Here is a 13905-nt window from a genome sequence, read left to right as displayed (position 1 = left end):
GGGCTGTCCCGGCGCCGGCTGTTCGGCTACGCGGGGGCCGGCGTCGCGCTGGCCGGCGCGGGCGCGGCCGTCGGCTACGCCGCCGGGTCCTCCGGCGGCGGGCCGGACCGGCCGGGCGTCGTTCCCTTCCGGGACACGCACCAGGCCGGGATCGTCACGCCCGCGCAGGACCGGCTGCACTTCGTCGCGCTGGACCTGACCAGCACCGACCGCGCCGAGGTGCAGCGCCTGCTGCAGAAGTGGACCGCCGCGGCCGAGCGGATGGCGGCGGGGCAGGAGGTCACCGACAACGGTGCGGTCGGGCTGAACAAGTACGCCCCGCCGACCGACACCGGCGAGGCCCTGGGGCTACCGGCCGCGTCACTGACCCTGACGATCGGGTTCGGCGCGTCGTTCTTCGAGAAACTGGGGATGCAGGACCGGATGCCGGCCGCGTTGGCCCCGCTGCCCTCGTTCACCGGGGACAACCTGAACCCGGCCCGGTCCGGCGGCGACATCTGCCTGCAGGCCTGCGCCGACGACCCGCAGGTCGCCGTGCACGCGATCCGCAACCTCGTCCGGATCGGCTTCGGCACGACGTCGGTGAAGTGGTCGCAGCTCGGCTTCGGTCGCACGTCGTCGACCTCGACGGCGCAGGACACCCCGCGCAACCTGTTCGGCTTCAAGGACGGCACCCACAACCTCAAGGCCGAGGAGCCGGCGGAGCTCGACGCCCACGTCTGGGTACAGCCGGGCGACGGGCCGGAGTGGATGACGGGCGGGTCGTACCTGGTCGCCCGGCGCATCCGGATGCACATCGAGATCTGGGACCGCACGTCGCTCGACGAGCAGGAACAGATCGTCGGGCGCAGCAAGGGCGAGGGCAACCCGCTCAGCGGCCGGCGGGAGTTCGACCTCGCCGACTACTCGGCCCGGGGCGCGGACGGGAAGCCGGCGATCCCGATGGACGCGCACATCCGGCTGGCCTCGGCCGAGACGCAGAACGGCGCCAAGATGCTGCGCCGCGGCTACAACTTCGTCGACGGCACGGACGGCTCCGGCCACCTCGACGCCGGCCTGTTCTTCCTCGCCTTCGTCCGCGATCCGCACACCCAGTTCGTGCCGATCCAGCGGGCACTGGCGAACAAGGACCGGATGATGGAGTACCTGGAGCACGACGGCTCCGCGGTCTTCGCCGTCCCCCCCGGCCTGCGCGACGGCCAGTACTGGGGCCAGGGCCTGTTCGCCTAGTCCCCCCGCGAGTCGCGTCCTGAGCCCCCGCGAGTCGCGCCGTGAGCTCCCGCGAGTCGCGCTGTGAGCTCCCGCGAGTCGCGCCGTGAGCTCCCGCGAGTCGCGCCGTGAGCTCCCGCGAGTCGCGGCCTGGGCTTCCGCGAGTCGCGCGTGAGCTGCCGCGAGTCGCGCTGTGAGCTGCCGCGAGTCGCGCTGTGAGCTGCAGGGCGTCGTGAGAATCAGGCCGACGTGGCGTAGCGGTCCGCGGCTGCCCACACGTCCTGCGCGTAGTCGACGGACCGGTTGTAGGCGAGCACGCCCTCCCACCAGCCGTCGCCGGCCGCGGTGTCCCGGTCCGCGGAACAGAGGTATGCGGCGGCGGCACGGGCGGCGGCGTCGACGTCCTGCGGATCGCCCTCCCCGTAGCGGGCCCAGGTCTCCGGCAGGAACTGCATCGGTCCCACGGCACGGTCCTGCACCCGGTCGCCGTCCAGCCGCCCGCCGTCCGTGTCCGGGACCGCGCGGGTGCCGTTCGATCCGTCCAACCGGATCCCGACGATCGGGGGCGTGGCGACGCCGTCGACGAGCCGCGAGCCGTGGATCCGGCCGTGGTTCGACTCGACCCGCCCGATCCCGGCGAGCGTGTTCCACCTCAGCCGACAGTCGGGCGTCCGCTCCCGCTGGATCTGTTCGGCCGCCGCGTACGCCTGCAGCGCCCGGGCCGGGATACCCGTGGCTCGCGCACGCTCGCCCGCCCACGCCACAGGGTCCGCGTCCGAGGGCACGGCCGGCGCGGGCGTCACAGGAGTACCGCGCGCGACGACGCCGGGCCGGTCGTGCCCGCGGTCGGACTGCCCGAACGTCGCGACGCCGAGCACAAGCAGCCCCACGACACCGAGCACCCCGAGGAGGATCACGAACGGTCGCACGACTCCGACGCTACGGACGGGAACTGAGAGCGGTCTGAGCCCGACCACACGGGATCTGCCGCTCGGTCACCCTGACACAGCCCGACGCCGAAGCTCAGAGCGCGACTCGCGGAAGCCCACAGCGCGACTCGCGGAAGCCCACAGCGCGACTCGCGGGAGCCCACAGCGCGACTCGCGGGAGCCCACAGCGCGACTCGCGGGGCGGACTACGCGGGCCAGGCGCGGCGCCAGGTGTCGGGGTCGAGAGCGTGGGGGTCGGCGCCCTCCGCCGCGGCGGAGCGCTCCGCGGCCCGGACGCGGTCGGCGAAGGCGCGGGCGGCCGTGCGCAGCTCGGCCTCGGGGTCGGCGCCGGAAAGCTTGGCCTCGGCGACCCGGCGGAAGAGCTCCTCCCCCACTCCACTCCCGAGCGGCAGCAGGTCCGCGGGCAGTCCCGCGCGGGCGGTGCGGGAGACCAGCTTCGCGGCGAGCGCGACGGCGGGCTGCCCCAGCGGGACCCCGTCGACGGCGGAGCTGCGCTGCTTCTCGGCGCGCTTGAGCTCCTCCCACCGCCCCTCCTGCGCGGTCACGGTCTCGACCCGCTCGGACCCGGCGAACACGTGCGGATGCCGCCCGACCAGCTTGGCCACCAGCCCGTCGGCGACCGCGTCGATGTCGAAGGCGCCCTCGGCCGCCTCCTGGGCCACCCGCGCGTGGAACAGCACCTGGAGGAGGACGTCGCCGAGCTCCTCGCGCATATCGGCGCGGTCCCCGTCCTCGATCGCCTGGTAGAGCTCGTAGCACTCCTCGACGAGGTACTGCAGCAGCGTCTCGTGGGTCTGCTCGGCGTCCCACGGGCAACCCCCCGGCGAGCGCAACCGGTCCATGACGGCCACCGCGTCGAGCAGCGCGGCACCCTCGGGCTCGGGTGTCGCGACGGCACCGTCGGTCGGCTGGCAGGTCAGCAGCACGGCGTCGGCGGGAAGCCCGGCCGGCCCGGCGCCCGGCACCGGCTCCGCCCCGGCCGCCGACGCGATCTCCCCGGGTACGGAGGGGTCCGCGTACACGCCCGTGGCGGCGCGCAGCGCGGGCAGGGCTTCGGCCGGCAGGACGGCGCCGAGCCGCCGGGACAGGACGATCACCGTGGGAGCCACGCACCCAGTCTCCCCCGCCGCCGACGCCCGGACTCAGGCCCCGCCCGGGCCGTAGACCGTGCCCGCCTGCTGCCCCTCGGCGACCACCCGCATCCGCACCGGGTCCCACACCCCGTACCGGGGGTTGACCTGCACGTTCCCGGCGTCGGGCTGGGTCAGCCGTTCCCCGATCGCCGCCAGCGTGTCCTGGTCGATGGTCGCCGCGGCGGGCGGGCCCTCGGCGGGCGCGTCCGTGACCCGATCGGTGACGTGCAGCACGAGCCAGACGCCCTGGCCCGGTGCGGGCTGGAAGGCCACGGTCTGCCCGGCGGGGGTGCCGAACAGCACGGTGGTGGCGGTGTCGGGGTCCGTGGCCGCGCGGTAGGTCTGCCCGGCCTGCGCGGTGCGCGGGTCCGCCAGCACCTCGCGGGCCCGCTCGCCGCCGGCGGCGAGAGCCCGGGCCTTCTCCTCGGCGTCGACCTGCGAGGTCGCGGCGACGAGGTCGGCGGTCACGGCCAGCCCGTCGACGTACTTCTCGGCCAGCGCGATCGCGAGGAGCCGGTCCCGGGCCCGCTCGCGCAGGGCGGCGCCCTCGAACAGGGCGCGGTCGAGCTGCAGCGCCGAGGGGTCGGCGAGCGCGGCGTCGACCCGGTCTTCCCCGACCGTGATCCCCTCGCGCACGGCCGCGGCGGTGACGAGCTCGTGGGTGACCTGCGTACTGACGACGTACCGTGCGACGTCCTCGTCGGCGATCTCGCCGGCGCTCTGCGCGGACAGCTCGGCCTTGTGCGCCAACGCCGTGTCGATCCGGTTCTGGACCTCGGCGAGCGCCACCGACCGGTCCTCGACGATCAGCGCCGACCCGACCTGGCTCGGACCGCTGCCGCACCCCGCGGCCACGGCCGCGACCGCACACACGCCGACGATCACTCGGCCGATCCGGCCCGGGCGTCCGATGCTCCGCACGACCGCCACCTTCTCACGCTCCGGACGTGCGGCAGATCACCCCTCCCCGTTCACCCCGCCCGGACGACCACCGTCTCGCACACCTTGTCGGCGAAGGTCTGCCGCCGCTCGTCCCACAGCAGCCACAGGTAGCCGAGGTACAGCGGCGCCGAGTCGAGGACGTGCGCGAGCTGGCGGGCGAGGGTCGCCCAGAAGCCGAGCGTGCCGCCGTCGCGGGCCCGGATGAGCCGGGTGCCGATCAGCTGCTTGCCCAGGCTCTGCCCGGTCCGCCCCTGCCGGTAGCAGCTGTTCCACAGCGCGACGACGAAGGCGGCCAGGGAGAAGGCCACGCTGATGCCGGCAACCACCCAGGGGTCGCCGGAGAACGCCGGACCGACCAGGCCGAGCAGGGCGACGACACCGGGGATCAGCCCGTCGACGAGCGCCGAGCCCACGCGTGCACCCCAGGAGGCGTAGTCGGGCCGCGGAAGGGCGGGCGGGGGCGGGTACGCACCGGAGGGCACGGCGTAGTGCGGCGGCTGGCCGGGCGCGCACTGCGAGGGGTATGGCTGGGAGTGCTGCTGGGGGTACTGAAGCGCGGCATACGGCCCGCCGTACCGCGGCGGGTGCGGGTGCCCCGGGTACGGCGTGTGGGACGGCGGCGGGGTGACGGTCACGGGTCCTCCGGGTCGGGTGTGCGGCTCGGCGGTGCGCACTCGACCGGCGCCCGCACGGTGTTACCGCCGGGGCGTGGCTCCGGCCGGATGTCGGGCGATCACCCGACCCGGGTCCGTCGGCACCTGGCCTACCGTCGGGGAGCCCGGTGCCTGTCGTCCACCGCCCCACAGGTGCCGGGCCCCGCGTCGGTCCTGCGCGGTGGTGGGGCCGGCCCGGACGGTGCGACGGCCACGAGCCCGGCGGGGCCCACCCACCGGCTCGGGGGACCGGCTCCTCAGGGCTCCGTCAGGTCGATCAACCCGTCCTGCAGGGCGCGGGCGACCAGCGCGGCCTTGGTGGTGGCCGGGCGGCCGGCGTCGGCGTACTCGATCCGGACCCGGCCGATGTAGGTGTCCACGGTCTTCACCGACAGGTGGAAGCGCTGGGCCACCAGCTGCGTCGAGTTGGTAGGTGGCCGCGCCCAGCTCCAGGCACCGCAGGGCGGTCTCACCGTCCGTGTGCTGGGAGCAGACGACGACGCGGCGTCCGCCGTCGACGAGCCGGGTCAGGTCGCCGAAGGCCGGCGCCCCCGGAGATCGTCGACGATCACGACCGAGGGTCCCATTTCGCCTCCACCCATGTCGCACCCCCTGCCCGGACGGCGCTGGTACCCACGTCCGCGACCTCCGGAACCTGCACGGCGCCGTCCGTCACCACCCCGACCACCACCGCCCCGCCGACACCGGCCAGCGTCACCCGGGCGGACGAGCGCGCCGCGTGGAGCGCGGCGCCCGCCACGGTGAGGAGCGCGCCCGCCGGTTCCGGCGGGGGCACCCTCCGCGGACCCCGCTCGGAGTACCGCACCACCACGCCGCGCTGCTCGGCGATGTCGATCAGTGCGGCCAGCTCGGCCGCCAGCGCGTCGCCGGCGTCGCCGTCCTCGGCGATCATCCGCCGCAGCCGGGCCGCCGCCTGCTGCACGCCCGGGTCGGACGGCCCTGGAGAACGTCCAGTGCGGCGACGTCCCGCGCCACCTGCTCGGGCAGCCACGGCCACGGAGCGGATGGCCGCGGCCGGGGGACGCGCCGTCGTCGGGAGGCTGGTCGCAGGGCGCGACCACGCCGTTACATCCTGCTGTTCAGGGACTGGACGACTGTCCAGCTCCTGCTGAGGCGCCCACCGCCACCGGCGCCGCGAGCTCCTTGACCAGCGCCGTCAGCCAGTCGAGCAGCTCGGTGTCGCGCAGCGGCGCCCCGCCGATCCGGTTGCCCGCGGCCGGCTTCGGCACGGTGACGAGCCGCGCCGCCGCCTTGTACAGCCCCTTGGGGTGCAGCCGCTTGAACCGCATCTGCCTCGACTCGGGCAGCTCGACCGGACCGATCCGGATCTGCGTGCCCGCCACGGCGACCTCGCCGATGCCGAGCGTGCGGCAGAGCTGGCGGAACCGCGCGACCGCGAGCAGGTTCAGCACCGGGGTGGGCGGTTCGCCGTACCGGTCCCGCAGCTCGTCGACGATCGCCTCCAGGGCCGCCTCGTCCGCCGCCTCGGCGATCTTGCGGTAGGCCTCCAGCCGCAGCCGCTCGCCGTCGACGTAGTCGTGCGGCACGTGCGCGTCGACCGGCAGGTCCACCCGCACCTCGGCCAGCGGCTCCGGCTCCTCGCCGCCGCCGTCGCCGCCCGCCTGCTGGCGGAAGGCCGCGACGGCCTCGCCGACCAGGCGGATGTAGAGGTCGAAGCCGACGCCCGCGATGTGGCCGGACTGCTCCGCGCCGAGGATGTTGCCCGCGCCGCGGATCTCCAGGTCCTTCATCGCGACCGCCGCGCCCGAGCCCAGCTCCGAGTGCTGCGCGATCGTCGCGAGCCGGTCGTGCGCGGTCTCGGTGAGCGGGTGCTCCGGCGGGAACAGGAAGTACGCGTACCCGCGCTCGCGACCGCGGCCGACGCGCCCGCGCAGCTGGTGCAGCTGGGAGAGGCCCAGCGTGTCCGACCGCTCGACGATCAAGGTGTTGGCGTTGGAGATGTCCAGGCCGTTCTCGACGATCGTCGTGCACACCAGAACGTCGAACTCGCGGTGCCAGAATGCGCTGACCGTGCGCTCCAGCACGTCCTCGTTCATCTGCCCGTGCGCGACGCCGACCCGCGCCTCGGGCACCAGCTCCTGCACCCGCCGCGCGGCCTTGTCGATGCTCGACACCCGGTTGTGCACGTAGAACACCTGGCCGTCGCGCAGCAGCTCGCGCCGGATCGCGGCGGCGGCCTGCTTGTCGTCGTAGGCGCCGACGTAGGTGAGCGTGGGGTGCCGGTCCTCCGGCGGGGTGGTGATCGTGGACATCTCGCGAATCCCGGCGAGGCTCATCTCCAGCGTCCGCGGGATCGGGGTGGCGGACAGGGTGAGCACGTCGACGTGGGTGCGCAGGGCGGTGATGTGCTCCTTGTGCTCCACGCCGAAGCGCTGCTCCTCGTCGACGATCACGAGCCCGAGGTCCTTCCACCGGATCCCGGTCTGCAACAGCCGGTGCGTCCCGACGACGACGTCGACGGTCCCGGCGGCCAGCCCCTCGATCGTCTCCTTGGCCTCGCCCGGGTCGGTGAACCGGGACAGCCCCTTCACGGTGACGGGGAAGGCGCGCATCCGGTCGGCGAAGGTCTGCAGGTGCTGGGTGGCCAGCAGCGTGGTGGGCACCAGCACGGCGACCTGCTTGCCGTCCTGCACCGCCTTGAAAGCCGCCCGGACGGCGATCTCGGTCTTGCCGAACCCGACGTCCCCGGAGATCACCCGGTCCATCGGCACCGGGCGCTCCATGTCCCGCTTGACCTCGTCGATCGCGGCGAGCTGATCGGGTGTCTCGGTGTACGGGAAGGCGTCCTCCAGCTCGCGCTGCCACGGCGTGTCCGCCCCGAACGCGTGCCCGGGCGACGACTGCCGCGCCGCGTAGAGCTGGACCAGGCCGGCCGCGATGTCCCGGACCGCCTTGCGCGCGCGGCCCTTGGTCTTGGCCCAGTCCGCGCCGCCGAGCTTGTTCAGCGAGGGCTGCTCGCCGCCGACGTACCGGCTGATCTCGTCGAGCGCGTCCGTGGGCACGAAGAGCCGGTCCGCGGGCTGGCCGCGCTTGCTGGAGGCGTACTCCAGGACCAGGTACTCGCGGGTGGCGCCCTGCACGGTGCGCTCGCGCATCTCGACGAACCTGCCGATGCCGTGCTGGTTGTGCACCACGAAGTCGCCCGGCTGCAGCGCGGCGAGGTCCACGGCGTTGCGACGACGGGCGGGCATCTTCCGCGTCGTCGTGTCCAGCCCGGCGCGGGTGCCGGTCAGGTCCGCCTCGGAGAGCAGCACCAGGCCGATCTCCGGCGCGGTGAACCCGTCGGCGATCCGCCCGCAGGTGACCGTGACCAGGCCCTTCTCCGGGGCGTCGGTCAGCTCCTCGAGCAGCGTCGCGGGCACCTCGGCCTCGCCGAGCTGCTCCAGGGAGCGCTGCGCGGTGCCCTGCCCGGCCACGACGAGCACGGCCGCGCCGCCGGCCGCCGTGTGCCCGCGCAGGTCGACCAGGGCCCGGTCGGTGTCGCCCCGGTAGGACTCGATCTCGTGCATGCCCGCGACCACGGCGTCGTCGGCCCCGGAGAGCAGCGGGGACAGGGTCACGACGGGCCGGCCGGTGGCAGTGGCGTGCTCGAGGACCTCGGTGAGGTCCCGGTAGGCGGAGGCGCCGACGTCGATCGGGGCCGTGCCGCCGGTGCCGGCCGCGAGCCAGCTGGCCTCCAGGAACTCCTGCCCGGTCCGGACGAGGTCGCGGCTGCGGGTGCGGACGCGCTCCGGGTCGGCGATCAGTACCCGCGAGCCGGCCGGCAGCAGGTCGGTGAGCAGCTGCAGCTCCCCGCTCAGCTGGTCGGTCCCGCGAGCTCCCCCTCCGCCGACCAGGGCCGGGATCAGCGACTCCATGCCCTCGGACGGGATGCCCTGGGCGAGGTGCTCGAGCAGCTCGCGCAGCGGGTTGTCGCCCACCCGCCCGAAGTTCTCGTGCTCACGGGCCAGGGCGGCGGCCCGCTCCCGGACCGGCCCGGTGAGCAGCAGCTCGCGGCAGGCCGGGGCGACGACCTCGGTGACCTGCGGCTCCTCCATCGACCGCTGGTCGGCGACCGAGAAGGCGCGCAGCTCCGAGACCTCGTCGCCCCAGAACTCGATGCGGACGGGGTGGTCGGCGGTCGGCACGAAGAGGTCGAGGATGCCGCCGCGCACGGCGAACTCGCCGCGGGCGGTGACCATCTCGACCCGGGTGTAGGCCAGTTCGACCAGCCGCTCCAGCACCTGCTCGAACTCGTACTCGGTGCCGACCCGCAGCGTGATCGGGTCGAGCGTGCCCAGCCCGGGCGCGATCGGCTGGATCAGGCTGCGCGCTGCCGTGGCGACGAGCCGGGGCGGGGCCTCGGAGCCCAGCGCGCGGAACAGCGTGAGCCGGCGGCCGACGGTGTCGGGACGGGGCGAGAGCCGCTCGTGCGGCAGGGTCTCCCAGCTCGGCAGCACCGCCACCGAGGACGGGTCGATCAGCTCCGCGGCGGCCGCGGCCAGCTCCTCGGCCTCGCGGTCGGTGGCGGTGACGGCCAGGACCGTGCCCTCCTCGGCCAGCCCGGTGGCCAGGAACGGCCGCAGCGCGGCCGGCCCCTCCACGCGGACGGCGGGGGTGTCGGCCGTGCGCGGGTCGAGCGCGCAGGCGGCGTCGAGCGCGGCACGCAGCCCGGAGTCGGCAACGGCGGCGGTGAGCAGACCGGACAGTGGTGCGACCACGGGACTCCTCGCGAGAGCGCATGCGGACAGACCCCTGCCCGGGTCGGGTGCCCGTACGGGGGATGGCGGGTCCGACGATACGCCCGCCCGGTTCCCGTCCCGCGAGTCGGGAGCAGGGCCCGCCCGAGCCCGAGCGCCGCCGGGTCGGGCCCCGAGAATCGTCGCAGCGCGACCCGCGGGTTTCACGGGCAGGTGACACGCAGGCAACAGCCGCGGCGTGCACTGATCGGCGACTCACCGACGGTGAGGCGCGAGCAGGAGATCGCCCGCGGGCTGGAGCTCGGCCTGCCGGGCGCGGGCTCCGTCGTGGACCGCACCATCCCACCTTCTCCCGCGGAGAGCTTCCGCACTTCGCGGGCATCAACACCTTCCTGGAGGCCCCCTACCGGGAGGACGTCGCGCCGCTGCGGGGGTACGACGTCGCCGTTCTGGGCGTCCCGCTCGACGGCGGCACGACCTACCGATCCGGCACCCGTTTCGGGCCGCAGGGGATCCGCAAGATCTCCGCGCTGGCCCGTACTCGTTCGAGCTGGGCGTGGACCTGCGGGAGTCGATCACGATCGCCGACCTCGGAGACGTGTTCACCATTCCCGGCACCATCGAGAAGTGTGTCGACCAGATCACGAAGGCCGTCTCGCACGTCTACGGAGACCGACCTCGACGAGCGGATGAACGCGATGGGGCTGCTCTCCCTGCCCGACTTCTACCGTCTGAAGTACCGGCGTCCGGTGGAGGTCCGGGCGGCGATGGTGAGCGGGATCGCGGTGCGTCTGGTGCTGTTCGTGCTCACCCCGACTCGGCCCACCCCGGACCGGGCCAGCCCGGAACCCGCGATCGCCTGACCCACCGTGCGCCGGAGGTCAGGGGCGGGGTGGTAGAGCGGGCCTGGCGCGGCTGGGGCGGGTGAGCGGGTCCGGCGGGGTGACCGGCGGGTCGGCTTCCAGGGCCTCCAGGGCGATCCGCACCGCCGTCTCCAGCTGCGGGTCCCGACCCGCCACCCAGTCCTGGGGCGCCACCACGACCTCCACGTCCGGGTCCACGCCGTGGTTCTCCACCGACCAGTGCAGGTCGTCGAACCAGAACGAGTAGCGCGGCTGGGTCACCCGGGTGCCGTCGACCAGCGCGTACCGGCTGTCGATGCCGATCACGCCGCCCCAGGTCCGGACGCCGACGACCGGGCCCAGGCCCATCCGCTTGAACGCGGCCGTCACGATGTCGCCGTCCGAGCCGGCGTGCTCGTCGACGACCGCCACGATCGGCCCGCGCGGGGCACCCTCGGGATAGGTGGCGGGCGCGCGGTGCCGCACGACGTCCCACCCGATCACCTTGCGTGCCAGCTTCTCGATCACCAACTGCGAGGTGTGCCCGCCCGAGTTGCCGCGGACGTCGAGCACCAGCCCGTCCCGCCGGGCCTCGCGGGCGAAGTCGCGGTGCAGCTGCGCCCAGCCCGACGCGACCATGTCCGGCACGTGCAGGTAGCCGAGACGGCCCTCGGACCGGTCGGCCACGAACGCCCGGCGGCCGGCGACCCAGTCGTGGTAGCGCAGGTCGAGCTCGCTGCTCAGCGGGGTGACGACCACCCGGCGCAGCTCGCCGGAGGTGGTCCTGATCGTGAGCTCGGTGAGGGTGCCGGCCGTGCCGACGAGCAGCGGGGCCGGTCCGAGCTCGGGGTCGACGGGCCGGCCGCCGACCTCGAGCAGCACGTCGCCGGGCCGGACGTCGACGCCGGGGTCCGACAACGGGCTGCGCGCGCTCGGCGCCGAGGTCTCCGGCGGGAGCACCCGGGCGATCCGCCAGCCGCCCGTCCCGTCCGGCTCGAGGTCGGCACCGAGCAGGCCGGGGCGACCCGTCCAGTCCCCGCCCGCGCCGCGGCCCACGACGTAGGCGTGCGACGAGCCCAGCTCGCCCTGCACCTCGTAGAGCAGGTCGACCAGGTCGTCCGCGCTGCCGACGGCCTCGACCAGCGGCCGGTACCGCGCCAGCTCGGCCGCCCAGTCGACCCCCGCCATGTCCTCGACCCAGAAGTGGTCCCGCATCAGCCGGCCCGCCTCGTCGAACATCTGGCGCCACTCGGCCGCCGGGTCGACCGTCACCGAGATGCGGTGGACGTCGATCTCGAACTCGTCCGCGTCCCCCTCCGACGGCGCCGACGACCCGGATCTGTCCGGACGCAGCACCCGCAGCGTGCGGCCGTCCCGGACGACGAGCCGGTTGCCGTCGCCGCTGACCGCATAGCCGTCCGCCGGGTCGGCGATGGTGTCGGCCTTGCGCCGCTTCAGGTCGTAGCGCTCGAGGACCGGGCGCGGGTCGTCGCCGCCGTGCCGGCCCTCGCCGAGCACGCCGGTGACCGGGACCCACAGCCAGAGCAGGCAGTCCGTGGCGGCGCCGAGCGCGCGGTAGCGGCCCTCCGGGACCGGGATCGGCACGACGCGGGCCGTCAGCCCCTCGACGTCGACCACCGTCTGCGGCGGGCCGTCCTTGGTGCCGTTCGCCTCGTCCGGCACGCCGGCCACCAGCTCGGCCGCCTTCTCCGCGACCTTCCCGGCCTCCGCCTCCTCGGTGCTCCCGGGCGCGGGGAGATCGTCCGGCTCCTCGTCCACCGCCGACACCGGGCGTCCGTCCGGGCCCGCGCCGAAGGGCGAGGGCGTGCGGGCCGCCAGCGGCACCAGGAACGGGCGCCACGACGCCGGGAAGGTGAGGTCGAAGGAGTGCTCGTCGTAGATCGGGTCGAAGCTGCGCCGGGACAGGAAGGCCAGGTACTTGCCGTCGCCGGTGAAGACGGGGTCGGTGTCGACGAACCGCGGCTCGGTGACCGCGACGAGCGTGTCCGGCTGACCGTCGTGCGCGAGCTGCACCAACATGATCCGGCTGAGCTCGGGCTCCACCGGGTCCTCGTAGGCCAGCCACCGGCTGTCCGGCGAGAAGGCGAGCCCCGCGATCTCGCCCGCCGCACCGCGGGCGGGTTCGCGCAGCGCGCCGGTGGCGGTGTCGAGCAGGAGGAGCCGCCCGTCGTGCGTGGCCAGCGCCGCCAGCGCGCCGTCCGGGGAGGGCGCCAGCTCCAGCACCCGGCCGAGCTCGCCGGACCCGTACCGGACCGGCTCGGGAGCGCCGGCCGCGTGCGGGTCCAGGGGGGAGATCGCGACGGCGTCCTCGCCGGTGGCGTCGTCGATCCAGATCGCGCGGTCGTCGCCGAGGGGCCGGGCCAGCCGCGCCCGGACCCCCGGCTCGGCGAGCAGCGTGCGTGCCGGCCCGTCCCGGTGGGTGAGGCGGTGCACCGTGCCCCGGACCCCGACGACGCTGGCCCGCCCCGTGCGGTCCGGGTACGCCCCGCTCACCCAGCGGGCGGTGGTGACGCGGTGCGGCTCGCGGTCGGTCCGGGGCCCGCCGAGGCGGATGGGCAGGCGCCGCGGCCCGGCGGCGTCGGCGGGCTCGAGGGACTCGAGCAGGTACAGCTCGCCCGCGGACTCGTAGATCACCCGGCTGCCGTCCGTGCTCGCGTGCCGGGCGTAGAACGCGGGAGCCCCCTCGGCGCCGTGGTCGGTGTGCCGGCGCAGGTCGGCGAGCGTCCCGCGGTCGACCGAGTAGAGGTTGCCCCACCCCTCGTGGTCGGAGAGGAACGCGATGCGGTCGCCGACCAGCATCGGCGCGTCGAGCTGGCCCGAGAGCTCCGCCAGGATGCGGCGGAACCCGCCGTCGCCCTCCGGGTCCCACCAGATCGTCCCCGCGGTGCCGCCGCGGTAGCGCTTCCACCACGCCATGTCGCGGGCCATCGTCCGGCCGACGAGCACCCCCGGGTCACCCTGCGCGACCGCCGACACCGGCCCGTAGTCCAGTCGCCGCGGCCGCCCGCCCTCGGCGGGGACCGCGTACGCCCACGTGTTCGCCCCCGTGTGCTCGCCGACCGCCGAGACCGCGAGGACCTCCCCGCCGCCCGACCAGCCCGCCAGCCGGGTCCGCAGGTCGCCCCAGAACGTGATCCTGCGGGCGGCGCCACCGTCGGCGTCGGCGACCCGGACCTCCGGAGCCCCGTCCTTCCGGGACGTCCAGGCGACCAGCGTGCCGTCCGGCGAGAACCGCGGCCGTGCGGCCGGGACGTCGTCGGCGGTCAGGCGGGTGGCACGGCCCCCGCCGAGCGGGGCGGTCCAGACGTCGTCCTCGGCGACGAACACGACCTCGTCGCCGGCGAGATGGGGGAATCGGAGGTAACTGCGGGACACCGCGCCACCGTAACCGCCGGGTCCGACAGGACCGGGCCACGGCGGGCGGCCGCCGGATA

Annotated in this window: 10 protein-coding genes and 1 pseudogene; 3 read left to right on the top strand and 8 right to left on the bottom strand. The window is 75.0% G+C overall.

Annotated features, from left to right (window positions below):
• Positions 1–3: 3 nt before the first annotated feature.
• Positions 4–1230: an iron uptake transporter deferrochelatase/peroxidase subunit gene (gene efeB / locus ACL02T_RS28125; protein ID WP_412833869.1), complete on the top strand. Its 1227-nt coding sequence runs from the start codon at positions 4–6 to the stop codon at positions 1228–1230.
• Between the two features lie 218 nt (positions 1231–1448).
• On the opposite strand, the gene ACL02T_RS28120 is transcribed toward efeB, so the two are convergent.
• The 7 genes from ACL02T_RS28120 to mfd all read right to left on the bottom strand — a co-directional run bounded on the left by ACL02T_RS28120 (position 1449) and on the right by mfd (position 9629).
• Positions 1449–2138, bottom strand: coding sequence for a lysozyme family protein (locus ACL02T_RS28120; RefSeq protein WP_412833803.1), 690 nt, complete (start codon positions 2136–2138; stop codon positions 1449–1451).
• A 206-nt stretch (positions 2139–2344) separates the two neighbouring features.
• On the bottom strand, positions 2345–3268 hold the full coding sequence (locus ACL02T_RS28115; RefSeq protein WP_412833802.1) for a nucleoside triphosphate pyrophosphohydrolase: 924 nt from the start codon (positions 3266–3268) through the stop codon (positions 2345–2347).
• A 33-nt stretch (positions 3269–3301) separates the two neighbouring features.
• Entirely contained in the window at positions 3302–4213 is a 912-nt protein-coding gene (locus ACL02T_RS28110; protein ID WP_412833801.1) for a SurA N-terminal domain-containing protein, read from the bottom strand.
• A gap of 50 nt (positions 4214–4263) precedes the next feature.
• A complete protein-coding gene (locus ACL02T_RS28105; RefSeq protein ID WP_412833800.1) occupies positions 4264–4869 on the bottom strand; it encodes an RDD family protein in 606 nt (201 codons plus the stop codon).
• 275 nt (positions 4870–5144) lie between these two features.
• Positions 5145–5300 carry a helix-turn-helix domain-containing protein gene (locus ACL02T_RS28100; RefSeq protein ID WP_412833799.1) on the bottom strand — a complete coding sequence of 52 codons (156 nt, stop codon included), beginning with the start codon at positions 5298–5300 and terminating at the stop codon, positions 5145–5147.
• 155 nt (positions 5301–5455) lie between these two features.
• Positions 5456–5830: a hypothetical protein gene (locus ACL02T_RS28095; RefSeq protein ID WP_412833798.1), complete on the bottom strand. Its 375-nt coding sequence runs from the start codon at positions 5828–5830 to the stop codon at positions 5456–5458.
• 157 nt (positions 5831–5987) lie between these two features.
• The gene (mfd, locus tag ACL02T_RS28090; RefSeq protein WP_412833797.1) at positions 5988–9629 is read right to left on the bottom strand and encodes a transcription-repair coupling factor; all 3642 of its coding nucleotides are present in this window, start codon (positions 9627–9629) and stop codon (positions 5988–5990) included.
• Positions 9630–9649: 20 nt separating this feature from the next.
• On the opposite strand from mfd, the pseudogene ACL02T_RS28085 reads away from it, so the two are divergent.
• Positions 9650–10105, top strand: a pseudogene (locus ACL02T_RS28085) (hypothetical protein); the annotation flags it as partial.
• Between the two features lie 192 nt (positions 10106–10297).
• The gene (locus tag ACL02T_RS28080; protein ID WP_412833872.1) at positions 10298–10471 is read left to right on the top strand and encodes a hypothetical protein; all 174 of its coding nucleotides are present in this window, start codon (positions 10298–10300) and stop codon (positions 10469–10471) included.
• An 18-nt stretch (positions 10472–10489) separates the two neighbouring features.
• Here ACL02T_RS28080 and ACL02T_RS28075 read toward each other — a convergent pair whose 3' ends face one another.
• Positions 10490–13846, bottom strand: a complete 3357-nt coding sequence (locus ACL02T_RS28075) for a S41 family peptidase (protein WP_412833796.1) — start codon at positions 13844–13846, stop codon at positions 10490–10492.
• Between the last annotated feature and the right edge of the window lie 59 nt (positions 13847–13905).

It is taken from the genome of Pseudonocardia oceanicola (genome assembly GCF_047200735.1).
Classification (GTDB): domain Bacteria; phylum Actinomycetota; class Actinomycetes; order Mycobacteriales; family Pseudonocardiaceae; genus Pseudonocardia.
The sequence above is the reverse complement of the archived record's forward strand: the minus strand, read 5'-3'. Positions and strand labels throughout refer to the sequence as shown.